Below are 24,229 nucleotides of genomic sequence, written 5' to 3' on the forward strand. Positions count from 1 at the left end.
GTGTAAGTACCACTTTTCATTGCTCCCTACGTCCGTATTAACGGCCAGGTTCCAAGGGTCAGGTTTTAACCTTCTCAACACTACTGTGTCCCCCCGCAAATCAAATGCGTGTATATTTGCAAAAGAAAGACTCCACGTAAAGGATACGCGGAGTCAAAGTAAGTACATATGTATAGCGTGTACTTTGCTCCCTACGTCCGTATTAACGGCCAGGTTCTAAGGGTCAGGTTTTAACCTTCTCAACACTGCTGTGTCCCCCCGCAAATGCATTTAATTACCCAGAGTGTAACAAATTAATTCAACCCGGGCAAGGGAATTCGAAAAATTATGAAATTACTACTATATTTAGGGAATCATTCCAGAAAGTAAAGCTATTTTTAGTGCTCAGAAAAAAACGCTATTTCCCCTTAGAGAAAATAGCATCTTTGTTTTACCGCAATCGACGTTGACTATTGTAAATGGGCTACTGTCGATCGTTTACCAGTCATTTCTTGATAAGCCTGCGCATATTCCTCAGCCAGTTTATCAACATATTGCTGGGTAGAGGTAATCTCTTTAATTGCACCAATTCCTTGCCCGCTTCCCCAAATATCTTTCCAGGCTTTTGCGTTATTATCGTTAAAGTTCATCGCAGAAGGATCACTTTCTTTGAGATTATTTGGATCCATCCCCGCATTCATAATAGAGCCTTTCAAATAATTTCCGTGGATTCCTGTAAATAAATTACTGTATATAATATCCTCTGCTGTACTATCCACAATCATCTGTTTATATTCTTGACGCGCAAAAGCTTCTTCAGTCGCGATAAATGGTGAGCCAATATAGCCGAAATCAGCACCCATCGCCTGTGCTGCCAATACGGAATGGCCTCGTGCGATGGATCCTGATAATGCTAACGGACCGTCAAACCATTCGCGGATTTCCTGTATAAGCGCAAATGGGCTCTGCTGACCGGCATGGCCTCCTGCACCTGCTGCTACTGCAATGATACCGTCCGCACCTTTTTGAATCGCTTTTTTTGCAAAATAATTGTTGATGACATCATGGAAAACAATGCCTCCATAACTATGTGCTGCCTCAAAAACTTCTTCGCGTGCCCCAAGTGAAGTAATAATAAGCGGAACTTTATATTTCACACAAAGCTCCATATCCTGTTCCAGGCGGTCATTTGTTTTATGAACAATCTGGTTAATGGCAAATGGCGCTGCCGGCCGATCCGGATTTTTGGCATTATAGCTTGCCAACTCCTCTGTAATTTCAGCTAACCATTCATCTAGCTGGCTTGCCGGCCTTGCGTTCAGCGCTGGCATCGACCCGACAATTCCTGCCTTGCATTGCGCAATGACCAATTTTGGATTGCTAATAATAAACAACGGTGCCCCAATTACTGGGATTCGTAAGTTTTGTAAGATTTCCGGAACATTCCCCATCAATAATCCCCCTTTTCTTCAACTACTACTAATACTTCATCAATATTGACCAAATCTCCTTCTTAAATAGATGACAATCAAAAAAGTCAGATGAATAGTTTTTGATTTCATCTGACCATCTATGCTGCTTTTTCTATTTCTTCACCACATTAAAATTAGCCCCGATAAGCTGCCAGTTTTGCGGGAATGGCAATCCTAACTTCCAATAGCCAACACCGCGCAAATTCAAGCGCTTTACTAAATCAAACTTCGCCTGAATGGAACGTGCATCCTCAAACCAGACAATATGTGAACGGCCTTGCTCATCATAGTAATTAAAGTATGGGGCCTGTGCAGTATTGTCAAATTGGATAGCCGCATTGTAACGTTTTGCTACTTCAATAGCTCGTTGAGGACTTATTGCTTCTGCGTAATCTCCTCCTTGGACAAAAGGTAATGTCCAATCGTAGCCATACAAATTTTGCCCCAATAAAATTTTACTCGCAGGAATTTCTGTTAAAGCGTATTGTACTACTTGTTCGACTTGTGGCAGTGGAGAAACGGCCATTGGAGGTCCTGCAGAATACCCCCATTCATATGTCATGAGCATAACAAAATCCACTATTTCGCCATGTGCCTTATAGTCATGCCCCATAAACCATTCCCCGGGCTGATCCGCTCTCGTTTTGGGAGCCAATGCGGTAGAAACCGTATATCCTTCCGCATGCAACCGCTCGACAGCTCTTCGAAGAAAGTTATTATAAGCTTCCCGCTGGTCACGTGATATACGTTCAAAATCAAAATGGATATCCGAAATATTCCCGATGCGTTTTGCTTCTGCTATGATATTGTCCAGCAATAAATTTTGGACCGCGACACTTTGAAAAATATCCCGGGCAAGCTCAGCGCTAAACTGATAATCTTCGAGATTGGTAATCGCCATTGCTATACTTGTTTTCTCTTGTTCAGCGATCTCGGGTAAAGGATTAATGGTCGGTGCTTTTATTGAACCATCCCGACTCACCTCATAACTGAATACAGCTAAGTACGTTAAGTAAGGGTTTGCCTCACGAACTTGATCCAGCAGCATTTCATTTATTTCATTGCCTCTTGGTTCTACATATGCCAAAATTTCTGCAGACCTTTTGGATGGTTCCGGTATATACAATGAGGTGCCAATCATTAGCAACGCATCCGGACTCAACCCATTTGCTTGCGCGAGCGTTGTATAATTCACTTGAAACCGTTGACCAATAGACCATAAACTATCCCCTGGCTGTACAATATAGTATTGCCCTTTCAGTGGAACGACCAATGCTTGCCCGATCACTAACCGCGCGGGCTCCGTAATTTGGTTTGCTTCCACTATACTTTGCACTGTTGTTCCATAAAACTGTGCGATTGCCCACAATGATTCTCCCGGTTGTACAACATGAATTTGAATTGTCCGTCCTCCTTTTTCTATGTACTAATTTATGAACTATATCCCGTGTTAATGCGGAAAGATAGGTTAGAAATACATAAGTTATCACAAGAAATAATTTTAAATGATTTCAATTATTCATATGAGCACCTGGGTTAACTGTTTCATACTATAGTTGTGAGGTGAAAAAATGCCAAGAGTTAAATACCGGGATGCCGATGTTGATTTAATCGCTCGAATGATGCGGGCCGAGGCGGAAGGCGAAGGAAAACAAGGGATGCTGTACGTGGGAAATGTAATTGTGAACCGTGCTATTGCCACATGCCTGGACTTTAATGATGTGAGAACGATTGAACAGGTTATTTTCCAAGTACAGGGCAATAACTATTCTTTTGAGGCGGTACAAAAAGGGAATATGTTTTATCAAAGGGCCAGAGAGACAGAACGGAAATTGGCAAAACAAGTGCTAGACTATTGGAGAGAACATCCAGCAAAATATGCACTTTGGTATTTCAACCCATATGGTCCTTGTCCGCCAACATGGTATGGTCAACCATTTACAGGGCAATTTAAACAGCATTGCTTCTATGAACCGATAGGTGGTACATGTGACAGTGTTTATCAGGGCTAATTGTCATCATTGCCCAAATATATAAGAAGAGCCTTGCACAAATTATGTGACAAGGCTTTTCTTGCTTTAACAACTATTTATTTTTATTTGATTGCTGGTTTTTATCATGGTTTGTTTTATTGTTTTTATTTTTTAATTTTGAATCGAATTCTTCCGAAAATTCCGCTGTATTATCTTCCGGATTCCGATTGTGACTTGTTGTATTCCGGTGTAATTCTTTATAAGTTGAAAAAGGATTGTGTGTGCGCGTATTCATTGTCTCTTTGCTGTTTTTGCTCATATTTCATCACCTCCTACTGCCTTAATGTGCTCAGGTTAGGATGTTTTATGCTTTTTAAGGCTGGCACGATTTTTGTAATGAAAAATTGCTGGAAAGCCATATTAAGAAGGAATCAAAATTGAAAGGAGCATATTAATGGGCAGAGATGATAGTAAGAGTAAAGGAACGAATAAACAATCATTACCGCAAACACCGAAAAACATGAAAATTGCACCTAATAAAGTAAAGGAAGAAATTGCAAATGAGCTAACGGAGCTTCATCAGCAAGCTCAAAAAGGGAAACGAAAATCGTATTGAGATAAAAATGGCCTTCATCACAGTATGTACTGTAATGAAGGCCTGATTTACTTCAAGACAAAGGTTAGAACTGTCTCGCTTTCGCATTAATTCTCAAAATCTGGTTGTTCAAAGTTACCTCTGTTTCCCCTTTGATTTGAGATTTTTGATGCTTATCGCTCGTCCAGTTATGGTGGATCTTCTTAGATTTTGGATCTGTGAAACCCTTCTTATCCATTCGTTCCGCCTCCCTATGTTTAAAAGTGAATCAATATAAGTATGGCTTTTTTTGCTATCGTTATTCCCTACATAGATAAAAATTGATGGTGCCAGTCCTAACAATTTCGAATTTCTTCCGCGTATGGAATCATTGCATCCACCAATACTAAAAGTGTGAATCAGTCAATTCTCTTTGGAAAGGATGAGGAACAATGGCTAAGAAAAGTTCAGGTACACCTAGCTGGAAACAAAATCACCCGATTACTTTATTATCCAACTCCGTTGAACGAACAGAACGTGCAGTAAAGCAGGCAATGTCCCACCCGGAAGAGTTTGCCGTTGAACATGCATTCAATTCAATGGAGCGTACCGAAAATGCGCTTGCCAATGCATTGCAAAGACAGGAGCATTTGGATATTGTCGAGCAAAATATATCCAAACTAGACGAGCTAAAGCAAAGCATCCTGGAAATTGATGAAAGCTTGAAGGATTCATAAAAGTTCCCCCGTTACATCTATGGACGTAACGGGGGACTTTCTTTACGTATAAAGTGCACTTAAAAAAATCCCTAAAGCTTCTTCATATATTTCTCCAAATTGGCTAATTGGCAATGGGTTCGTTCCTAGTCCCAGTTCAACTGTAAAACCAGGACGGCGCCAATCTTGAATAAACCAGTCTTTATACCCCGCATAGCTTTCAATTGTCTGCACCGGCTCATATCCGCTTACCCGCGCAAATTCATTGACAAGCACTTCTGTTTCAGGCGGTTCCAATCCCATGAATCCCCAATAAATAACTTTCCCTTGTGTATGGAAGGCCAACACGCGCGAGAAATCCCGTTCAACAGTCAGTTCGGCCATTGCGATGGATTCCGGTTCGGATAGCGGACTTTCCCCACCATAGTCCCGGGGCCCTGGTGTTTTCGGGTTTCTCTCTCTTTCTCGCTCCCATTCGGCAGGGAACTGGTCGTTCAGATCAACCCCATTAATATTCGCTTTCCACCCAGAGAAATCTGTACTGCCGCCATTCCACTCGATAAGCTTATTGCGGATACTTTCATCCTCCGGAGGTCCGTTCAGCACTAAATCCACTCCGTCCGGATTTACCATAGGTACAATATTTAAATTCATCTGATTATACAATGGCAATGTATAAAGCCCTCGTATTGCACCATTATTCGTAAGCGACAGGAGATAGTCATTAAGAAATGTCATCACTACCGGTGTCGTAATCCACTCATTGGCATGAAAAGAAGCATTAAAATGCACACGTTTCTGCCCGTTCCCAATCGTGAGCCCCGGAATTTCTTTATTTAATACAGAATTGCCAATCGGGTCATGAAAGATAAACGGATAGATTGCCTGCAATGACCGAATATCCTGAACCATCGTCCTGTAATCGTAATCCTGTTCTCCGTTCACAACTCTCCATGTCACACGAACAGGCAACAGCAGCCTGAGACCGACTTGAAGTACATATGGACTGAGTACCGGATTTAGCAGAAAAAGCGCATCCATCGGCATATTGATTCTTTGTGCAATCGACCAAATCGTATCTCCACGTTGAACTGTATATGGATTTGTCACATAACCGGGAATCTGAACGGGTTGGTTTGGCATGAGTGCCTGTGCATTCAAATTCCGGTTTGAGTCAAGTATCAGCTGAAAAGGAACATTAAAAACCTGGCTGTAATACCAAAAGGAATCACCCGGTCTTACGAAAATTTCCACAAAGCTCCTCCCTCAATAAAATCTTCAATAGGAAAGTATATGAATACGGCGGGAGATTATTAACCGGGTAGAAGATACTCACTAATGCATCTGTTTGGGATACGTCAAATTCAATCAGTTTTTCAACGGTTTCGTTCCGATGTCGTTTCGCGTCATATACACCAAGATGGACTTCACTATCATCCAGTTTTGGCAAGCTCACGATATCTGACACTTGGCCCATGATATTATTGGCTTCGTCTGTCAACTCTTCCGTCACTTGTATGGCAGGTTTTGACTGCTCTTTCCGTGTTCAGATAACCGTTTGTATCAAAGTTGAAGCTTTTAAATCGGATTTTGCAATAGAGTATAACAAGCTGCTCCGGCAATACGAAAATGAGTGTATAAAAAATACCGAATGGTAAAAAGACTAGCATGATTGTTTCAAATAAATCGGACGAACCCGTTTTCATGACAAATTGGATAAGAAAAACAAGTGCCGTACTGCCGATGATCGCAATCGGAATATAGGATTTCGTTTCAAATTTTCCACGCATTTCTTCGCTTCCTGACCCTGCCCGGTAATGCCCTTTTTTAAGAAGTATATAAAAGCGGATCCACGTAGCAATAAACAATACACCTGCAATTGAAAGAGTAATCCAAGTTAAATTTAGTAGCGATTCAACTGTTGCAGCGTCCTGTTCCCCTAAAAGAAATAACGGCGCAAGGAATAAAAATACAGAAAAATTTTGTGTCATAATAATCGACAGGAAGTACTGCAGCTTCTCCGTCTTTTTAAAAACGACAGGAATAGCGAATAGAAGGGACAATAAAATAATGATCCCTGTAAACCACATATGAATTGTTTTAATGCTTGTGAAATTTGGATAGATTGTATATTTACCTGCAATATTATAAGTTAGATAGAAAAATAGTGCCTGCAGGAAAATGCCTAATACAAGCACAGATGCCAACGAATTCGGACTTTGTCTACCAGACTCCAGCGGTCCTCGTAATACTGCGAAATCTTGTTCTGATAGTTTTTTTAGCATGCGTGAAAACCTCCATTTCATCTCAATACTATATAACCTTAATTATTCAGGTCAATACGGATTCGACAAAAGAGGGAGTTTATACTAAGTATTAAATTTTAAATAAGTAAACAATCTCATTTATGTATCTTCATTTTGAAAAAAATTAATAACCTATGTCCTTTCATTTTCCAAGGAAATCAAAGTAAGTTCTTAACCATGAATTCTTTAATGGCAAATTCAGAACTCACTTCGACATCTTGATATTAGAGCCTCAGAAATTAACTTAGGTCTATCTGGCAATCTTGCGGTTATTAGGGAAGTTTCAACTTACCTTCTGATTACTCGATTTAAATAATGCTGAAATTAAAATACACAGTATTAATCCTATACCTAAATATCCCATTACGACATACAACTTACTAATCAACGTTGTAAAGCCGACTAAACTAATCGCAAAGCCAACGATGCATAGCAGATTGACCGTAACCTTAAATGCAAAACGGTCCGGTTTTACGATTCGTACAGCCAATATATACAGTGTTCCTACAGCGGTACTGTAAATCATCGCCAGCAGCACGAAGGACATGATGATTCCTACAGCAGGATGTATTTGTTTTGCCAGTTCCAGTGTCGGCATTTCCACACCTGCCACAATATCCATTTTGACAAATAAGGCAATATTGATGAGCAATATAAGCAAACCTAGGAAAATGCCTCCTAAAGCACCTCCTATTCTTGCAACCTTTCTATTAGGAGCCGTGCCCCCCATCACAATAAGCATTGCCGCACCACCCGCAATATTATACGAAACATATATGACAGCACCAGAAAACCAGTGCGGTGTTGCAGAAGGCTGACTTTTTGCGATTGCATTAAGTTCACTTATTGGATAATTCATCGTAAACAATGAATAGATTAAAAGGATAAAAATGATACCAAGTAAATAAGGCATGAGCGCCGCCAGCATTTTAATGATACTTTCCGCATTAAGCATCAGTGTCACTACGACGAGCAGCGCCATTAATAAGCTGCCGACCGATGTATCCATACTGTACATCTGATTGAATGTAGAGCCTGCTCCAGCCAGCATAACAACCGCAATGCCGAACAGCACAAAGGAAATCATCTGATCCAGTACCGGACCAAAAAAGCGTCCACCAATAAAATGAATACCTTCCTTATGGGAAGTCGTCTGCAAATCCGAACCAATCTGTGCAAGCGTCATTCCCAACATCGTAAAAATAATCGTTGCTACAATACATCCAAACACACTCATTAACCCAAAGCTTGTAAAGTACTGCATAATCTCTTGTCCTGAAGCAAAACCTGCACCGACAACTAAACTGACAAACGCCCCTGCAATTTGAATACTCTTTTTCAATTCGCACCTTCTTTATATTTCTATTTATCATAGATACTTTATGTACAGGCAGGTAGAAAACATGCTTGAATATAAAAAGAAGAGAATTTGAATGGAATTGCCGCAATAAAAAATACCTTAACCGCTATTTTCTAGACGGTTAAAGTATTATTGAATGGAAAATATAAGTTTTCTAATAACTAAACTTTACACGCACTGATGCGCTTACTGTCATCGTTCCAGGTTCTATCGGTGTCACGACCCGTTGGCTGCTTAACTGCATCGCCTTGTACGGGATCGGAGCAATCGTTTGCTCTTCGATTATTTCCACCGGCACCATGTGTAATGTAACACCCATCGTTTTTGCCATAGCTGTTGCTTTCCCCACGGCATCGATTAAAGCAAACTGAAGTGCCTGCCGGTAATAAACATCTGTATCCGTTATTTTAAACTCGATAGCTGATACATGGTTTGCCCCATTTTGAATGGCCGTGTCAATTGCCGTACCTACTTGACCAATATCGTCTATTTTTACTGTTATGGCGTTTTGTACTTCGTAGCCCCTTAGCACCTGTTTTCCATCTATGAAATCGTAATTTGGAAAGATATTGTAAGCAGTCGTCTGAATCGATTCTTTTGGAATCTTTAAAGCCATTAGTGAGTCTATGACACGATTCATAATGACCGCATTTTCCCGCTGGATCGCGCTGACATCTTTCCCTTGCGTCCGCACTTCAATTTGTACTTGCGCATAATCAGGCTGCGCAACGATTTCCCCATTCCCTGTAACAGTCATTTCCCGTGCATTAGCGCCTGGTTGAAACATCATTTGTTGGTGATACAAGAGCTTCCACCTTTCTAATAGCTGGTTTCTTAATATACTATGCACTTTATTGACAGGGGTTGTTATTTTCAGGTCGCAATGGGAGTTGAAAGCAGTCACTATAGACAGCCTTTCTACAGATAAATAAAAAAAAATCGCTAAACTAATACCAGTTTAGCGATTTCTCTTAGTTTTCTTGCTTCTGTTTTCTTGCTATAAAAACAAGCAAAATAAGCATGAACATGGTCATTGCAAAAAATGTCACGGCATCCCAAAAAGCAGCACGATCGCCTGCTCCGAGAAGATTCATATAAATCGTATTGTACGTATAATAAAGCTGCGGTACAAAATACATCACTGCCAAAACTAACGTTAAAACAACTCCAACTATGTAAAATACACTATACAAGCGAATGAAATTCCATTCATTTTGGAATATCTCTTTATAATTCTTTTCATCTTTTCGATCCTTTTTAACGAAGGAATTCAAATAGATTTTGCCATTTTCCATTAAGTTATAACAGCCCGTTAGATTTTCCACAACATAATAAACATCTGTTTTCATATAAAAGCAGCATTGATAAATAAATTTAATGAAAATATCCAATACGATGATCCCAAGAATTCCTGTCATACCCTCGTTCGGAAAAAGAAGCATTACGCAGAATGAAACAAATAGAATTACCTGCTCAAAAGATATTCCGGCAAGGTACAGGGTATTTCTTTTTTGTGGATCGAGCTTCCAAGCTTGAGTGAGGTCTGTTTCAAAAACGATAAATATGAGCCGATTTCCAATACTTAATTTCGCCGGTAAATCGTGTGATCGAATGGCAAGAATATGGCCGAACTCATGAATTAAAATTAATACTAAAGAAATTGATAAGTATATAAGAATATTCAGTACCATAGAATCGAATAGGAATATATCTTTGTAATGCGGAAAAAGTTCAGGATTTAGTATAAGAATAATGATATTTGCAATGAGCAGGAGTATATATACCTTGCTCATCATTCCATTAAAAAATAGACGCCCTACTGATTGGGGAATCCATAAGAAACCACCTGAACGTGATGAAGATTTAGACAGTTCTTTTTTAACGTGTACACCATCCACTTCTTGGACTAGCCCCAAATCCAACAGCTGCTCCACAAAATCAACAATGTCCACTTCTTCATCCGGATATGAATTTTTTAATGCCTGTTCAATGGTAACAAGTTCTTCCCCTTGTTCCAATCGTTTGATGGCATCAACACCAATCTCAGGCAATTCAAAGAAATCCCCTGAAATCGGCTCTTCTACAATATAATGTTTTTTATCTTTTCGTATGGATAATGGATATAACGTTATTTCAGATTGTAAGGATACCTTCAAACTATAGCCTCCTCTTTAAATTAAAATAGGATGCTATAGTTATAGCATCCTAAGTATGTACTTCTTTATCATTTTGGTACTAACCAGCACCACCAACAAGTAACTTTAATTTTATTCAATTTCCGAATTTTCATGCTTTTCCCCCCCCTCTCATATCCATACCTTTAAGATATGTTTTTGAAATATTCACCCATTGAGGATAAATTTGCTTAAATAATTTTATCAGTTGTGGGTCAAATTGACTTCCTTGACCATCAAGAATTCGTTGATATGCCACTTCAAATTCAAGTGCAGGACGATAGGATCTGGATGAAGTCATGGCATCAAATGCATCCGCTACCGCAGTGACTCTTGCTAAAAATGGAATATCGTCTTCTGCTAGACCATCCGGATACCCTTTACCATCCCATCTTTCATGATGATGATAAATTACATCAATATTATCAGCAATGCCTTCAACATCCCGAATAGCTTCTGCTCCAACAACAGGGTGAGTCTTAATTATATCAAATTCCTCATTCGTTAACATACCGGGTTTTGTTAAAATTGAATCTGGTATACTAACTTTTCCAATATCATGTAATAGGCAAGCATAGTAAAAATTATTTAATTCAGCGGGTTTAAATCTCCCCGTAGCCTCAGCCATGTTCATTGCATAAGCAGCAACTCGTTCGCTATGGCCACGAGTATAGGGATCTTTCAGTTCCAACGTTGCAATTACTCCTTTTACAATGCCTTCCAACTGTTCATCATAGGAATACTTTAATGCTTTAATATAATTTAAAAAACGATGAAGTAGTATAAATGAAATAAATGATAATACAATTAGAATACTAATTGGGAATAATACCAATATATCCCTTATAAATACACCAACTAAAACATATTTCAATAGTAAACCCAATGTTATATAGTAAGTGAATTTCTTACTTACGAAAATTGGAGAAAAAAGTATAACTACAAGTTCTACCATGTTCCCACTAGTGTATGGAAGCGTACTATCTTTATAATAGAATATATCAGAAAATAAATTAGTTAAAAAATAACAGAAAAATAATATGTATTTTACTGACTCTGTTTTCTCTATTTTAATTAAATAAATTGATAAAGGCACTACTGCAATCATAACTCCAAATTTAACAAACAAAAAATCATACCACACTGTACTCTTTGTGTTAACATCGCTCCACGGAAATGTGGGAAAAAGATTATTATAAAAGATTTCATAAACAAAAAACACAACATAAAATAACCATAAAAATAAAATTGTGGACCGCTTTTCTTCTAATAACAATGATGTTTTTTTCATTTTTTACCTCGCAATTTCATTACCAACCAAAAGACCTTATGCTCATATATCATTATAACACGATAATGGAAATTAGTTCTATATGTCCAGGGTTTAATTTTCTCATTTTTTTGTTATTTAACTCTTTTAACCAAAATATATTTACTTTGTACCTATATGCTATATAAATAAAAGTTGATTTATTGTTTTAACAATAAGGCTATCTTAACAATACCCTTTTATATAGCACAACTCAATTCCTATTTTTTCTCATTTCAAGTAATTTTGATTATATAAAAACCTAAATCATATCTGAATCAAAAGTCTTATTAAAAGAAACGCTTTATATTTCTAAAAATAAAAAGACCTAATCAAAAATTATGATTAGGTCTCACTTTATGAATATTAAAACGGATATTCTCGTGGATCTGTCTGAACAGAAATCCATTTGGTTGTTGTGAATTCATGGATTGCCCATTCGCCACCATATCGGCCTAAACCTGAAGCTTTCTCTCCACCAAAGGCAACGATCGGTTCATCATTGACTCCCTGATCATTCACGTGAATCATACCTGTAATAATCTGTTTAGCCACTTCCACACCATGTTCTGTTGTACCAGCATGAACTGCACCGCTCAGGCCATAGTCGCTGTCATTGGCAACACGAATTGCTTCTTCCTCACTGTCTACAACAATTACCCCTACAGCAGGTCCGAAAATTTCCTCCTGTGCAATCGGCATATCGTTTGTAACATTCGTTAAAATAGTAGGAGCCAGTACATTTCCATCCACTTCACCTTGTAAAGCGTATTTTGCCCCTTTCTCGATACTTTGGTCGATTAATCGTTGAATTCGAGTAATTTGTTTGTTATTAATAAGCGGACCGACAACTACATCGTCATTTTTCGGATCACCGTATTTAATTTTGGATGCTCTATCCACAAATGCTTTTATAAACGACTCATACGCTGGACGTTCAACAACAATCCGGTTTAGCGACATACAAATCTGCCCACTGTTTAAAAATTTCCCGAAGGCCGCTGAAGCTGCTGCTCTTTCTACATCCGCATCCTTCAAGACAAGCATGACATTGTTTCCGCCAAGTTCAAGTGCTACACGTTTCAGGTTTCTTCCGCATACTTCTCCGATATGGCGCCCTACCTCTGTGGAACCGGTAAAAGAAATAATTTGAGGAATAGGGTGCTCAATAAATGCATCTTTAATTTCGGATGAGCTGCAAACTGTAATATTTAACAACCCTTTAGGGATGCCGGCCTCTTCAAAAATTTCACCTAAAATAAGGCCGCCTGAAACCATTGTCTGCAAGTCCGGTTTAAGCACAACGCCATTACCTGTTGCCAAAGCCGGTGCCAATGAACGCATCGTTAAATGGAACGGGAAGTTGAATGGACTAATAATCCCTACTACACCCGCAGGATTATGATATACGCGGTTCTCTTTTCCCGGAATGATGGATGGCATGATTTTCCCATGCATCCGGAGCGGGAATGTAGCCGCTTCTTTCATAATGCCAATTCCGCCACTAATTTCAATATTGGCTTTCGTATGGGAAGCCCCGTTTTCTTCAACTAAAATCTGAACGATTTCTTCTCTTCTTCGCTCAACAATTTGGACAGCTTTTTCTATAATTGCTTGTCTTTGATAAGCATTAACCTGTTCCCATTCTTTTTGCGCTTCTTTGGCTGCTTGATATGCCTCATCTATATCCTTCACATTTGCCAACCGAATTTCCGCAATCGTTTCCTCGTTGTAAGGATTCTGGTCTACGTATACTTTTTCGCTGTTTCCTTCTCTCCATTCGCCACCAATAAACTGCTTATTCCACTTTTTATCCATAAGTATCATCCTTTCCAACGTTGCATGCATTAAATTTCACTAAAAATGCCACGCGTCTTACTTTGTTGCATGTACATATAACACTTAGTACCCTAGATTCGTCATTTTATTACCATAGATATCATTTTCTTTTATTTTTCCTATAATGATTTTCTTCTATTTAAGCATTTTGCCACGTTAGTATAAGGGAAAATCTTCACAATATACGCGGGTTTGAAAGCAATTCCAAATTTACATTGAAATAAACTGAAAAACATACTATTATTACCTACAATATATTGGTAATATTATGTAAAAATAGTAAGGATGTCCATATGAAACTACGTGTCTCAACCGTTCAATACCATCTTCATACGATTCGATCTTTTGAGGAGTTTGCTCAGCAATTAGAGCATTATGTGCGGGCTGCACTGGAATTCGAGACGGATTTTATTTTATTTCCTGAGTTCTTTACGACGCAGCTGTTATCAATAGGAAATGATGAGGGGGAAACGCTTTCCATCAATGCGCTTCCTGACTTTACAATGCAGTATCTCGACTTATTTACAAGTCTGGCAGTTAAAACAAAAACGCACATTATCGGCGGAACCCATTTCATTCGCAATAATGACAAACTTTACAATGTCGCTCATTTATTTTATCCGGATGGCACTGTTGCTACACAGGCGAAACTTCATATTACCCCAACCGAGGTAAACGAGTGGAACATGGCGGCAGGCAATGAGTTGCATCTTTTTGATACGGAAAAAGGTAGAATTGCCATTTTAACATGTTACGATATCGAGTTCCCAGAAATTGTCCGAATGGCAAAGGCACGTGGTGCAGACGTTATCTTTTGCCCTTCTTGTACCGATGATCGCCACGGCTTTTATCGTGTACGCTACACAAGCCATGCCCGTGCCATTGAAAACCAGGTATATGTCGTGACCGCTTCGACTGTCGGTTCGCTCCCAACTGTAGATTTTATGCGCATGAATTTGGGACAGTCCGCGATTATTGCTCCAAATGATGTCCCGTTCCCGCCGCGTGGAATTGTTGTTGAAGGAGAGCTCAATAACGATATGGTCGTTACGGGAGATTTGGATTTGGCACTGCTTTATCAAGTTCGCGAAAAGGGCTCTGTAACAACGTGGCGTGACCGTCGTACTGATTTATACAATGATTGGGAGAGCAGTTTTATCAATGTACCGTAAACAGTTTTATGTGTTTCAAGACAGCAAACCGATCCTTGCGACAGTCCGAAATTACACGCCTGCAGATTTTGATGCCCTTATCCGGATTCAACAGGATTGCTTTCCTTCCCCGTTCCCTTCAGAGCTTTGGTGGAGTAAAGAACAGCTGATAAGTCATGTGACACATTTCCCTGAAGGTACACTTTGCATTGAAGTGGATGGGCAACTCGTCGGTTCCATGACATCGTTGCTTGTTGATTTTGACCCAAACGATCCCATACATACATGGGAGGACATTACAGATAACGGCTATATCCGTACTCATAATCCAAATGGCGATACGCTCTACATTGTTGATCTTTGTGTGAGCCCGGCTTATCGCAGTTTAGGGCTTGGTAAATGGCTCATGCTTTCGATGTACGAGATTGTCATTGAGCAAAAGCGCGTTCGTCTGCTTGGTGGCAGCCGTATGCCGAACTATCATCGCCATGCCGGACAGCTTTCGCCAGAAGCATATATTGAAGCCGTTTTGCGTGGTGAAATACATGACCAGGTTATTTCGTTCCTGCTACGATGCGGTCGAATGCCAATACAAGTTGTACCCCATTATTTAGAGGATGAAGAGTCGCATCATTATGGTGTGTTAATGGAATGGCGCAACCCTTTCGTCCAGATCAAGGAGGCTTATTAATGGATTATCATCGCATTACATCAATTACTGACCCACTGTTTACACATATGTATGAATTATTAAAAACGGTGTTTCCACCTGAGGAAGTTTTAGCATTTGATTTATGGAAAGAACCGCTGGAAGATCCAAGCATCCGCGTATTTGTCGCTGTCCATGAAGGTGAAATCGTTGGGACAACAGAGTACCGTTATTATGAGGATTTGAATGTTGGTATGACCGACTTTACAATTATCGGCCGGGGAGGCATTGGTGTCGGGCGCTTTTTAGCAACTAAACGTGCGGCAGATTTACATGCATTAGCCAAGAAAAACAACAAGCAAATGGCGGGAATGTTCGCTGAAATCTATGACCCTTATCGTGTAGACGACCACAGCTTTGGCGGAGTAAAACCAATGGACCCGTTTGTTCGAAGAGAAGTGTTATCACATTTAGGCTACAAACGTCTCAACTTCCCGTACGTTCACCCATCCTGGCAGCTGGACGGGACAGCTGTCAGCGGACTTGATCTATGCTTTATGCCTGCCGATTATGAACAAACAGAGTTAAATGCATCCCTCATTGCGACTTTCTTAAAGACGTACTATGCCGTATTGCCGGAAAAACCAGATGCATGGGTAGCGATGATCGAGGAGCTTAATGCAAAGGAAAGTGTAGAGTTATTGGCAATCTAGTAATAATAAATTTCAAAGAAACAAAAAAGCTGCCGTCTGCAAAACACAGATGACAGCTTTATTTTTTTCAGGTCCCCTTAACTATAACCCTGTATGATTTTTTCTATCCATCAACTTAATGTATTCTTCTAAATAGACCTTTTCTGCATTTGACGCTCGATCCAATGTATTCATAGCACGGTGCCATGATGGATAAATAGGTTCCAGTGCTGTTAAGTCATTAATTTGTGAAATATCGTCATTTGTTAATTTTAAATTATAGGATGCAATATTCTCATGCAACTGTTCTTTTGTTCTTGCAGACAAGATAATTGAATCTACGTTTGGTCGATCACGCAGCCATGCAAGAACAATTTGCGGTACTGTCGCTTTATGTTTAGACGCAACATCTTGCAATAAATCGATTAGATTATAAAATAAATCCGGATTTTTAATATATGTTTCCGGCCAGCCATTTTCTTGTCTTGTACCTGGTTCGAACATTTTGTTTCTTGTAAATTTACCAGTAAGCAGCCCCTCACCAAGTGGAGACCTAATACTATTAGCAATGCCCAATTCTTTACCGGCCGGCAAAATTTCGTACTCTGCTTCACGAGATTCCGGTGTGTAGTAAATTTGCTGAGCAATTGGCGGTATCATATTATTTTCCACTGCCCACGTATGTGTCTTCGCAAGCGCCCAGCCGTTGTAATCGGCTACACCCCAATGACGAATTTTCCCTTTTTTAATTAAGTCATTCATCTCTTGGACCGTTTCACTAACGTCTACTTGACCATCCCAACAATGTACATAATATAGATCAATATAGTCCGTACCAAGTCTTTTTAATAGCGCATCTATCGATGAATCAACATTGATTAAAGCTCCCGTATCGGTTGGTTTATCTATCAGCTGAAATCCTTTTTTACTGCTGATAATCATATCCTGGCGTTTATCACGTATCGCTTTGCCTAAAATAACTTCTGCATCACCTTTCGCATACATATTTGCTGTATCAAAATGGTTGATGCCTTGATCCAGTGCATAATCCACCATATAATTTGCGGTCGCCTGATCCATCGCCCCCTCGTCATCAAGACCGTTTGTACTGAACATTACTGTACCTAATGCATATTTAGAAACATTCATACCTGAGTTGCCAAATAAATTATAATCCATCATTATCCCTCCTATGCCTTGTGTTTTCCCATGTTCCCTATTAAATAAAACATTCTACGGCTGTTACTGAATAGATTACACAACTACTGAAAACCTTTGCTCTATTGAATGACTCAAATAAATAGTTGATTAATATAAAAATTCGGGTAAGAAAATAGATAACTTAATGCTTAGGGGGTTTGTAAGTGAATGTGCACCCTCCTTTACTGTTAAATTAAATCGTTGGAAGGACGTGTTTGAGATGAGTAAGAAGAAAGAAATTAAAAAATTAAAAGACCATGCATTTGCTGATCTTTGTTTGATCGAAAAAGAATTTCAGCAAATTGTAAAAAATACATCGAATCAATCAGGTGCTTTTAAATGGGTGGACTTATTGAGCGATTATGAGTTAGAGGAATTTTATGGACGCCGCAGGGACCGGAAATATGCAACACTCACAGTCGAATTGTATTCATTAACTGAACAACTGCTAAAAGACATTTTTAAAGTTTATTTTAAGCATAAATATAAAAATAAGTCCGACATGAATATTATTCTTGATTTAGAAAGAAAACTGGGAGATCACTTAACCTTCAAGAATAATACTAAGTTATTGGCGAACCTCAGAAGCTGTATTGTTCATGAAGAATTCTCTTTAAAGTCTGCACGAAAAAGAATAAATATAAAAAAGAAAAATAGAATCTTATTTAAACAATTGATGAAAGATGTTGACCTGTATATTGAAAATATCGCATTGAAATGACTTTATGCGAAGTTGGATTCTATCGCCGGTAATATTAATTATAATCCGTTCAAATGAAAAGGTCAGCCAGAATTACTGGTCGACCTGTTTCATGGGAGTATTCACTTCAAAATCTCAGGTATTTCTAAAAAGCTCTCAGCAAAATAAACACCTTTTTTTTGTTTATTTTTTGTTTCCTTTAATCTAATTGTGACAGATCTATTGAATTGCTTTGGATTGAAATAATAGCAGAGGTCTGTCTCCGGACAATAAATACAGTAAAGATCAATTTGTGATTTATCGACATCCTGGATTTGAACACCATTTTTAGTCGAGTAACATTGTTGAAACTTTACATACATCGTTCCGTTTTCATTCATATTACGGTACTTAACTTGTATTCGCCAAAATTGTTGATCTTTATATGCAACGATATCAAAAGGTGCATGCTCTGTTTGTGGCAGCAACACCAAATATCCTTTTTCAAACAAATCTAATTGGCTTTTTAATACCGCTAAATCTCCTTTTGTCTTTGTATGATGAAAGTACATGCAACCACCTCCAACAGGAACATTTGTTCTTATTTTAAATTACTAATTGATTTTTTGCAAAAAAAAAACCATCAAACCTGTTAATTCAAGTTTGACGGTATTTATACGTCCCAGGAGGACGTTATATAGGGCTGAGAAACATTGAAATAACAACTTTCTCTTTAGCCATGTGTAAAATTTGTGTAAAATTTATTATTTTAAATATCCTTCTAAATCTTTTACAATTTTTTCAGCTGTTTTAATCCTTATAGTTAAATCAACTTTTTCTAGATTCTGATAATCAGGTAAGACTTTCAATTTTATATCTTTACACTCTCTAAAGTGATTATTCAATACTTTATAAAAATCTTCTTTCAAGTCACTAATAATATTAAATTTAACTTCATTCCATACTTGATCTTCTAATGCTAATGAATTAGATAACTTTCCCTCAACACCTGATTGATTCATTATTTTAAATATATCAATATTATGATTCACTTCTACTATTAATAACTTTAATATATTATTAAATCTATTCTTAGAACTTTCCCTATTTTTCCGATCTTCTTGCCATACCTGAGCCTTAGCTACCATAAATGCTACTAACCCTCCGAATAAACCCCCTAAAAAACTGCCCAGTCCAGAGATATAACTACCCCAAATGGTTTCATTATATAGTATTGTATCGTATAAAAAATAATAATAAGTTAAAGTTCCACCACATAAAAGTGTAATTATAGATATAGTCACAGTTGCAAAAATATTAAAACCCTTCACTGTCTAAATACTCCTTCATAGTATCATTTCTAATATTTAATAAACATAAAGAATCTATCGATTTTATAAGACCTGGATCACCTACCTTTTCAATACTAGAAAAAGAATTATCGTATTTTGCAATGTCAAATTCATTTAAAAAATCAGTTTCACCATTAATATCAACATCCCATTCGCATTTAATAGGTTTTTCCAATAATTCGAAATACAATTTTATACTATCTTTTAATTCTTGATATTCGCCAATTAAACCACATTCACACATAATTTTATCTTTAGTAGTTTCCAGTTCTATATGTTCTCCACAATTACATTCAAAAAAAAGTCTCATTCTAAATAAACTTTCTCTACTACCTATAACAAATAACATCATCGCTGTCTTATACTGAATTTGCTTCTCAATAGCAAATTTAACAGGATTAATATTTCGTCTTTCTCTTAAAGTAATATAGTTTTTCAAGTAATCGTCTAATTTATGTATAATCAAACTATCAATTAAGAACTTTGAACTGTCTTTATTATTCTTTACTTTCAACAATTTTTCGCAATACATAATCAAACATCTCCTTATCAAAGTAATAAGGTAATACGTTACATTTAAAACGCCCATTGCTTTCTGCGTGGAAAGACGTCCCCATAGGTTCATATTTATCATTCATATTTATCCAATAAATCGTAGTATATTTAATTACTTTTGAATCATCTAATCTTGATTTTATATCATAGTATACACTAGTATCTAATAGCGATTCTTTTTTAGTATGAGATTTTGCCTTCCCCTCCCCTATAGTATCATCAACAAATTTTACAGTCCTTACATAACCATCTACTTCATATTTATCTACTAATGTTTTATTGGGTATTTTCCCTATAACATGCTGCATATGCAACCTATAATAATTATTTAAAATAGATTCTTTAATAGAATTAATATCTTTAGTTGTTAATTCAACTTCTTCATCAATAATCAATTTATTCCATTGCGTTATAATTTGTTGAACTTCAGAAGCCATCTTAGAATTTACGACGGTCATTGTAGGCGATAAAACCTTATCTGTTAAATCTCTAGTCATATTGTATATAACTTTTTGAATCAACAAGTTGGTATTAATACTCTCTAAATTAAATATATTTATAATATTTATTTTAAAATTATTCTGAAGTTCATTTATATTTATTTTAAATGGCCCATCAAACCCTTCTTTACCTCGAAGCTTTATTATCATCGTTTTTAGCTCTACATTAATTTCCACACCAATATAATAATTTACTTCAGCACCATCATAGGTTATGCCTTTTGAGAAAACTAAACTAATATTTTTTATAACAGAATCTTCCTTGGTAACATCGGCATATATAAGTTCCGTCTTTCCATGATCTGTCCCCATCGAAATTTTATATACAAAAGGGAAACCATTGACTAAATCACAATTAGAATAGTATCTAGATAAACTATTAATACTTTTAGTTACGTATAACTCATCTTCTAACAAAGTGGTATCAGCTAAATAATAAATATATAAGTTTCTTTGCAACCCATAATTTATTTCATTTATTAAAAACTCATTTACCTTATCTATCGAAATCAATGAATCATCAATAGCTTTATCTAACAAACGACTATCAACTAAGTCACTCATTATACTATAACCACTTTCAGTTAAAAATTTAGAATAGTCTTCTAAATTTTCCACAAGTAACTTTTTAACAGCATTTTGATATAGAGCTCTATGAACTTTAGGTTCAATTACATATGTTGCTTGCATATATCTATTTACTCCTTTTATTCTTTTTTCTGGATATTATGTATTTAATATAACATATACTTATTTATAAATATCTCTCTATATCACCTTTATTTACCTCTAAATAATGTTCTGTTATTGTTTGTAAACATTTATGCCCTGTATGTTTCGCAATTGTTGCTAAATCAGCCTGCTTATTATGCATGCTACTTACTTGAGTTTTTCTTAATACATACGGTGCCATTCCTAACCATTTCTGCATTAGGCGATTATAACTACGTTCTGAAATTTTGATATTCTTATATATGCCCCAACGATCAACAGAACCAACTATATAGTCTTCTTCCTTTAGTCCAAATACATTAATGTATTTTTCAACTGCTTTGATACATTCTAACGTTAAACTTTTTTCTTTCATTTCCCCTTGTTTTTTTAACATAACTAAAACAGTTTTATTTGTAATATCAATGTCTGAAACCTTTATTCTCACCATTTCAGATGGTCTATTTGCTGTAATCAAATTTAAATAACAAATAGCACGTTTACGGATTTCACTTTTGTCATTTGTATCATATTTATTAATAAGAGCAATTACTTCTTCTTGTTTTTCAGCGCGGACTCCGCGCATCGGTTTTAATCTCAAATATTCCTCTGTATTATATAGCTGTCGAATTATTTGAAGTCTCTTTTTCTGTAAAGTTGATTGTTCCAGATTTAATACAGAAGATAAATAAAAGGTAATCCCTGCAGCACGTCTGTTAAAAGTTGAATATTTAATGCCATTAACCGTTATTAACTTATGCAGGTATTTCTCCATCGAATCAAAGTCTAATGTACGATACTCACTTTCACAAAAGTGAACGAACTTTTTATAATCCGGATAATACATATCCTTCTTTCTTTGCATTACTTGAGCAATCGACTCTTCTACTTCGAAATCTGTTCTTAATTTATCTAAACGAATTATTGAACCCTTATTATTCATCTTCAATCACTCCTGAAATCGTTATAATTCAATTTAAACTGAACATTTAAAATCCGGCAAAAATCGATGGAGTATCAGAGTCTAAAAAGGAAGTTTTTTTGACTCTGATAATGAATTAATCATTAAATAAAAACTTTTTACATTCTTTCTTCTGATTATCCGTTAAGGCATCTTCAATCACTTTAAATTTTTGATATGTAAACTTATTCATATTTTTTTTCGTATCTACATTAATCTTAAATTTTCTCTTGTCATATACCGTGCCTTGCTTATCAAGATAGTTAAATAACGCAAAGCTCTGCTCTGGAGTAAAATAGCCATTATCACTGTAATTCTTTTTATACGAACCAATATTCGGCCAACTTAGTTTATCAATTGTATTAAATACATATTGGTTGGCATTTTCTTTTTTAAAATGATATTTATATTTATTAACTTCTTTAAGGGTTTCTACCCTAGAAGACCTTACACCACTTTTCATCATGGTAACATTAAACCTTTCTATGCAATCAGAACCTACACCCAGTATTTCACCTGTAATTTTATTTTGAATGTAATAAACATATCTAATTGCTGTATTACATAAATCACATGAATTAATTCTTTCTCCCATATCTTCCGCTTTTCCAGTAAAGTACCAATCCAAAACATTCTTCACTTTCTTTTTGCCCTCCATTTTTTACCCACCTTACGTTAAATTTATAGTTTAGTCCCTGCTAAATACACTAGATATAAATCCCTCCTAATCGATTTTTCTAAAGGCTTGCTCTTCGTATGCCCTAGCTCATCTAACACCTTATTAGCTAATTGAACTATTTGAAATAATCCCAACTCTTTGCAAGAAAAATATCTAGAATTACTATTTTTCATTTCAAAATCAAGCTTTGTTAATAAATCATTAATGTGATCAATTGGTTCATTTATTCTAGAGAGATACATTTTAAATCTATTTCTAGCAAACGAATGTCTAAATCGATGACATCCTTTATCACAAGAAGAAATCCGCGCTTTATTATAAGCATTACGCACGCTTTTTCTGATTGTTTCATAGCTAATTTCAATAACCTTATCGTTTTCTGCTTTATCAGCTATATTTAAAGTTAATTTAATATCTTTATCACTTTCTAAAGGAATAACTCTATATCTTCCTCCCTTTGTAACTCCCGCCCCTTCACCAGCTGGTATATAAATTTGATTATTCTTTAAATCAAAATGTTTTACTTTAATATTCGAAACTTCTTTCAGCCTTAAACCGAATTCAAACATTAGAAAAACCGCTAAAGAGACCCGTTTACTTACCGTATCTCTTATCAGTATGTAGTCTTCATATGAAATAGATCTATCAACTACCGCGCTTTTCTCTTTCTTGACTAACCTTCCATAAAAGAATATTGGTTTTGTTTTACCTCTATTTTTATAGTTCCGAGTCAGAGCAAACTGAAATAGCTGCAAGCAAGTTTCTAAATCGACGATTGACCCGTTTTTTAAACCTTTCTTACTTTGCTCGCCTATATAAGATTTATAAATCGAATTATTTAGATTCTCTAAATTTTTTATTTGATGTTTTTCTTTAGCAAACCTTATAAAATCAAGCGCGGCAGTTAATACTTTCTTCTGCTGCTTATAGCTATGAATTGCCTTTGTAGAGTTTTCTCTAGCCTCCTTTTTTGAACTACCGATGTGACTAAAATTTTTAATAATCAGTTTAACTTCAAACTCTAGTGTGTTTTTACTCCTGCCTTTTCTTATATATTCCACTCCTTTAAATGCCCTGTTCAATCGCGGGGAACGTCGGCTCGATACCCTATCAAATAAATAACTGTTTTACTAAAAGAACTATTTGTCAAATTTATATATAAAAAGGCTCGAAAAATTATAATAATAATTTTTCGAGCCTGAATTTTTATTAGATTCAACTCTTATCAGGACCAGTCTTTCAAAATGAACAGACCTATCCCATACATGAAAATGTAATTTGAGAAACTCTAATTCATAAAATGAATAGTTTCTCTAAAAAGAGTTTTTCCTGAGGAATAACTTAATAAAATAAGTAAAATAAGAATAAAAAATAATGCATTAACTATAAAATAATATT

General features: G+C 36.6%; 27 protein-coding genes and 2 riboswitches. Of the genes, 7 read left to right on the forward strand and 20 right to left on the reverse strand.

What is annotated here, in order from left to right:
* Positions 1 to 6: 6 nt before the first annotated feature.
* Positions 7 to 105, reverse strand: a riboswitch (TPP riboswitch).
* 66 nt (positions 106 to 171) lie between these two features.
* A riboswitch (TPP riboswitch) is annotated at positions 172 to 270 on the reverse strand.
* Between the two features lie 179 nt (positions 271 to 449).
* Positions 450 to 1,430 (reverse strand): nitronate monooxygenase family protein, encoded by a 981-nt coding sequence (locus tag MKY27_RS11615; RefSeq protein ID WP_339172291.1) that lies wholly within the window; start codon positions 1,428 to 1,430, stop codon positions 450 to 452.
* A 133-nt stretch (positions 1,431 to 1,563) separates the two neighbouring features.
* Positions 1,564 to 2,853: a glycoside hydrolase family 18 protein gene (locus MKY27_RS11620; protein ID WP_339199714.1), complete on the reverse strand. Its 1,290-nt coding sequence runs from the start codon at positions 2,851 to 2,853 to the stop codon at positions 1,564 to 1,566.
* A gap of 169 nt (positions 2,854 to 3,022) precedes the next feature.
* Between MKY27_RS11620 and MKY27_RS11625 the strand changes: the two genes are divergently transcribed.
* Positions 3,023 to 3,463 carry a cell wall hydrolase gene (locus tag MKY27_RS11625; protein ID WP_339172294.1) on the forward strand — a complete coding sequence of 147 codons (441 nt, stop codon included), beginning with the start codon at positions 3,023 to 3,025 and terminating at the stop codon, positions 3,461 to 3,463.
* A 73-nt stretch (positions 3,464 to 3,536) separates the two neighbouring features.
* Here MKY27_RS11625 and MKY27_RS11630 read toward each other — a convergent pair whose 3' ends face one another.
* Entirely contained in the window at positions 3,537 to 3,743 is a 207-nt protein-coding gene (locus MKY27_RS11630; RefSeq protein WP_339172296.1) for a hypothetical protein, read from the reverse strand.
* Positions 3,744 to 3,878: 135 nt separating this feature from the next.
* On the opposite strand from MKY27_RS11630, the gene MKY27_RS11635 reads away from it, so the two are divergent.
* Positions 3,879 to 4,040, forward strand: coding sequence for a hypothetical protein (locus MKY27_RS11635; RefSeq protein WP_339172298.1), 162 nt, complete (start codon positions 3,879 to 3,881; stop codon positions 4,038 to 4,040).
* Between the two features lie 64 nt (positions 4,041 to 4,104).
* On the opposite strand, the gene MKY27_RS11640 is transcribed toward MKY27_RS11635, so the two are convergent.
* The gene (locus tag MKY27_RS11640) at positions 4,105 to 4,257 is read right to left on the reverse strand and encodes a YpzG family protein (protein ID WP_079528172.1); all 153 of its coding nucleotides are present in this window, start codon (positions 4,255 to 4,257) and stop codon (positions 4,105 to 4,107) included.
* Positions 4,258 to 4,450: 193 nt separating this feature from the next.
* On the opposite strand from MKY27_RS11640, the gene MKY27_RS11645 reads away from it, so the two are divergent.
* A complete protein-coding gene (locus MKY27_RS11645) occupies positions 4,451 to 4,735 on the forward strand; it encodes a hypothetical protein (protein WP_079528174.1) in 285 nt (94 codons plus the stop codon).
* A 42-nt stretch (positions 4,736 to 4,777) separates the two neighbouring features.
* On the opposite strand, the gene MKY27_RS11650 is transcribed toward MKY27_RS11645, so the two are convergent.
* From MKY27_RS11650 to MKY27_RS11685, 8 genes are all read right to left on the reverse strand, one after another.
* Entirely contained in the window at positions 4,778 to 5,968 is a 1,191-nt protein-coding gene (locus tag MKY27_RS11650; protein ID WP_339195218.1) for a M14 family zinc carboxypeptidase, read from the reverse strand.
* A complete protein-coding gene (locus MKY27_RS11655) occupies positions 5,943 to 6,191 on the reverse strand; it encodes a T7SS effector LXG polymorphic toxin (protein ID WP_339199716.1) in 249 nt (82 codons plus the stop codon). Before MKY27_RS11655 ends, MKY27_RS11650 begins: the two co-directional genes overlap by 26 nt.
* A gap of 4 nt (positions 6,192 to 6,195) precedes the next feature.
* Complete coding sequence (locus MKY27_RS11660) at positions 6,196 to 6,999, reverse strand: ABC transporter ATPase (protein WP_339195221.1); 804 nt, start codon at positions 6,997 to 6,999, stop codon at positions 6,196 to 6,198.
* Between the two features lie 304 nt (positions 7,000 to 7,303).
* Positions 7,304 to 8,362: a hypothetical protein gene (locus tag MKY27_RS11665; RefSeq protein ID WP_339195223.1), complete on the reverse strand. Its 1,059-nt coding sequence runs from the start codon at positions 8,360 to 8,362 to the stop codon at positions 7,304 to 7,306.
* A 172-nt stretch (positions 8,363 to 8,534) separates the two neighbouring features.
* Positions 8,535 to 9,185, reverse strand: coding sequence for an SIMPL domain-containing protein (locus MKY27_RS11670; RefSeq protein WP_339195226.1), 651 nt, complete (start codon positions 9,183 to 9,185; stop codon positions 8,535 to 8,537).
* Between the two features lie 166 nt (positions 9,186 to 9,351).
* The gene (locus tag MKY27_RS11675) at positions 9,352 to 10,536 is read right to left on the reverse strand and encodes a PqqD family protein (protein ID WP_339195230.1); all 1,185 of its coding nucleotides are present in this window, start codon (positions 10,534 to 10,536) and stop codon (positions 9,352 to 9,354) included.
* A 130-nt stretch (positions 10,537 to 10,666) separates the two neighbouring features.
* Complete coding sequence (locus tag MKY27_RS11680; protein WP_339195233.1) at positions 10,667 to 11,845, reverse strand: HD-GYP domain-containing protein; 1,179 nt, start codon at positions 11,843 to 11,845, stop codon at positions 10,667 to 10,669.
* 384 nt (positions 11,846 to 12,229) lie between these two features.
* Positions 12,230 to 13,681 carry an aldehyde dehydrogenase family protein gene (locus MKY27_RS11685; protein ID WP_339195235.1) on the reverse strand — a complete coding sequence of 484 codons (1,452 nt, stop codon included), beginning with the start codon at positions 13,679 to 13,681 and terminating at the stop codon, positions 12,230 to 12,232.
* Positions 13,682 to 13,995: 314 nt separating this feature from the next.
* Here MKY27_RS11685 and MKY27_RS11690 point away from each other — a divergent pair, with 314 nt between their 5' ends.
* The 3 genes from MKY27_RS11690 to MKY27_RS11700 are packed head-to-tail and all read left to right on the forward strand — an operon-like array spanning position 13,996 to position 16,215.
* The gene (locus tag MKY27_RS11690) at positions 13,996 to 14,874 is read left to right on the forward strand and encodes a carbon-nitrogen hydrolase family protein (protein ID WP_339195236.1); all 879 of its coding nucleotides are present in this window, start codon (positions 13,996 to 13,998) and stop codon (positions 14,872 to 14,874) included.
* Positions 14,864 to 15,544: a GNAT family N-acetyltransferase gene (locus MKY27_RS11695; protein WP_339195238.1), complete on the forward strand. Its 681-nt coding sequence runs from the start codon at positions 14,864 to 14,866 to the stop codon at positions 15,542 to 15,544. The genes MKY27_RS11690 and MKY27_RS11695 overlap by 11 nt, the downstream gene beginning before the upstream one ends.
* On the forward strand, positions 15,544 to 16,215 hold the full coding sequence (locus tag MKY27_RS11700; RefSeq protein ID WP_339195240.1) for a GNAT family N-acetyltransferase: 672 nt from the start codon (positions 15,544 to 15,546) through the stop codon (positions 16,213 to 16,215). Before MKY27_RS11695 ends, MKY27_RS11700 begins: the two co-directional genes overlap by 1 nt.
* A gap of 81 nt (positions 16,216 to 16,296) precedes the next feature.
* Here the strand turns inward: MKY27_RS11700 and MKY27_RS11705 are convergent, their stop codons facing one another.
* Positions 16,297 to 17,373 (reverse strand): aldo/keto reductase, encoded by a 1,077-nt coding sequence (locus tag MKY27_RS11705; RefSeq protein WP_339195243.1) that lies wholly within the window; start codon positions 17,371 to 17,373, stop codon positions 16,297 to 16,299.
* A 241-nt stretch (positions 17,374 to 17,614) separates the two neighbouring features.
* On the opposite strand from MKY27_RS11705, the gene MKY27_RS11710 reads away from it, so the two are divergent.
* Positions 17,615 to 18,115, forward strand: a complete 501-nt coding sequence (locus MKY27_RS11710) for a nucleoside-diphosphate sugar epimerase (protein WP_339195246.1) — start codon at positions 17,615 to 17,617, stop codon at positions 18,113 to 18,115.
* A gap of 101 nt (positions 18,116 to 18,216) precedes the next feature.
* Here MKY27_RS11710 and MKY27_RS11715 read toward each other — a convergent pair whose 3' ends face one another.
* The 7 genes from MKY27_RS11715 to MKY27_RS11745 all read right to left on the reverse strand — a co-directional run bounded on the left by MKY27_RS11715 (position 18,217) and on the right by MKY27_RS11745 (position 23,892).
* Positions 18,217 to 18,645, reverse strand: coding sequence for a group I intron-associated PD-(D/E)XK endonuclease (locus MKY27_RS11715; protein ID WP_339195249.1), 429 nt, complete (start codon positions 18,643 to 18,645; stop codon positions 18,217 to 18,219).
* 192 nt (positions 18,646 to 18,837) lie between these two features.
* Positions 18,838 to 19,404, reverse strand: coding sequence for a hypothetical protein (locus tag MKY27_RS11720; RefSeq protein ID WP_339195251.1), 567 nt, complete (start codon positions 19,402 to 19,404; stop codon positions 18,838 to 18,840).
* Positions 19,391 to 19,957, reverse strand: coding sequence for a hypothetical protein (locus tag MKY27_RS11725; protein ID WP_339195253.1), 567 nt, complete (start codon positions 19,955 to 19,957; stop codon positions 19,391 to 19,393). Before MKY27_RS11725 ends, MKY27_RS11720 begins: the two co-directional genes overlap by 14 nt.
* The gene (locus MKY27_RS11730) at positions 19,923 to 21,170 is read right to left on the reverse strand and encodes a hypothetical protein (protein WP_339195255.1); all 1,248 of its coding nucleotides are present in this window, start codon (positions 21,168 to 21,170) and stop codon (positions 19,923 to 19,925) included. Before MKY27_RS11730 ends, MKY27_RS11725 begins: the two co-directional genes overlap by 35 nt.
* Positions 21,171 to 21,234: 64 nt before the next feature.
* Positions 21,235 to 22,134, reverse strand: coding sequence for a tyrosine-type recombinase/integrase (locus MKY27_RS11735; protein WP_339195258.1), 900 nt, complete (start codon positions 22,132 to 22,134; stop codon positions 21,235 to 21,237).
* Between the two features lie 115 nt (positions 22,135 to 22,249).
* Positions 22,250 to 22,810 (reverse strand): hypothetical protein, encoded by a 561-nt coding sequence (locus tag MKY27_RS11740; protein WP_339195261.1) that lies wholly within the window; start codon positions 22,808 to 22,810, stop codon positions 22,250 to 22,252.
* A gap of 23 nt (positions 22,811 to 22,833) precedes the next feature.
* Positions 22,834 to 23,892 carry a site-specific integrase gene (locus tag MKY27_RS11745; protein WP_339195263.1) on the reverse strand — a complete coding sequence of 353 codons (1,059 nt, stop codon included), beginning with the start codon at positions 23,890 to 23,892 and terminating at the stop codon, positions 22,834 to 22,836.
* Between the last annotated feature and the right edge of the window lie 337 nt (positions 23,893 to 24,229).

The organism is Solibacillus sp. FSL R5-0449 (assembly GCF_037975215.1).
In the GTDB taxonomy this organism is placed as follows: domain Bacteria; phylum Bacillota; class Bacilli; order Bacillales_A; family Planococcaceae; genus Solibacillus.

Coding starts and splice junctions, on each gene's coding strand:
- MKY27_RS11695 (WP_339195238.1), top strand. CDS start 14,864: ATGTACCGTAAACAGTTTTATGTGTTTCAAGACAGCAAACCGATCCTT.
- MKY27_RS11690 (WP_339195236.1), top strand. CDS start 13,996: ATGAAACTACGTGTCTCAACCGTTCAATACCATCTTCATACGATTCGA.
- MKY27_RS11660 (WP_339195221.1), bottom strand. CDS start 6,999: ATGCTAAAAAAACTATCAGAACAAGATTTCGCAGTATTACGAGGACCG.
- MKY27_RS11705 (WP_339195243.1), bottom strand. CDS start 17,373: ATGGATTATAATTTATTTGGCAACTCAGGTATGAATGTTTCTAAATAT.
- MKY27_RS11710 (WP_339195246.1), top strand. CDS start 17,615: ATGAGTAAGAAGAAAGAAATTAAAAAATTAAAAGACCATGCATTTGCT.
- MKY27_RS11735 (WP_339195258.1), bottom strand. CDS start 22,134: ATGAATAATAAGGGTTCAATAATTCGTTTAGATAAATTAAGAACAGAT.
- MKY27_RS11730 (WP_339195255.1), bottom strand. CDS start 21,170: ATGCAAGCAACATATGTAATTGAACCTAAAGTTCATAGAGCTCTATAT.
- MKY27_RS11715 (WP_339195249.1), bottom strand. CDS start 18,645: ATGTACTTTCATCATACAAAGACAAAAGGAGATTTAGCGGTATTAAAA.
- MKY27_RS11640 (WP_079528172.1), bottom strand. CDS start 4,257: ATGGATAAGAAGGGTTTCACAGATCCAAAATCTAAGAAGATCCACCAT.
- MKY27_RS11655 (WP_339199716.1), bottom strand. CDS start 6,191: ATGGGCCAAGTGTCAGATATCGTGAGCTTGCCAAAACTGGATGATAGT.
- MKY27_RS11630 (WP_339172296.1), bottom strand. CDS start 3,743: ATGAGCAAAAACAGCAAAGAGACAATGAATACGCGCACACACAATCCT.
- MKY27_RS11685 (WP_339195235.1), bottom strand. CDS start 13,681: ATGGATAAAAAGTGGAATAAGCAGTTTATTGGTGGCGAATGGAGAGAA.
- MKY27_RS11625 (WP_339172294.1), top strand. CDS start 3,023: ATGCCAAGAGTTAAATACCGGGATGCCGATGTTGATTTAATCGCTCGA.
- MKY27_RS11615 (WP_339172291.1), bottom strand. CDS start 1,430: ATGGGGAATGTTCCGGAAATCTTACAAAACTTACGAATCCCAGTAATT.
- MKY27_RS11635 (WP_339172298.1), top strand. CDS start 3,879: ATGGGCAGAGATGATAGTAAGAGTAAAGGAACGAATAAACAATCATTA.
- MKY27_RS11680 (WP_339195233.1), bottom strand. CDS start 11,845: ATGAAAAAAACATCATTGTTATTAGAAGAAAAGCGGTCCACAATTTTA.
- MKY27_RS11645 (WP_079528174.1), top strand. CDS start 4,451: ATGGCTAAGAAAAGTTCAGGTACACCTAGCTGGAAACAAAATCACCCG.
- MKY27_RS11700 (WP_339195240.1), top strand. CDS start 15,544: ATGGATTATCATCGCATTACATCAATTACTGACCCACTGTTTACACAT.
- MKY27_RS11740 (WP_339195261.1), bottom strand. CDS start 22,810: ATGGAGGGCAAAAAGAAAGTGAAGAATGTTTTGGATTGGTACTTTACT.
- MKY27_RS11725 (WP_339195253.1), bottom strand. CDS start 19,957: ATGTATTGCGAAAAATTGTTGAAAGTAAAGAATAATAAAGACAGTTCA.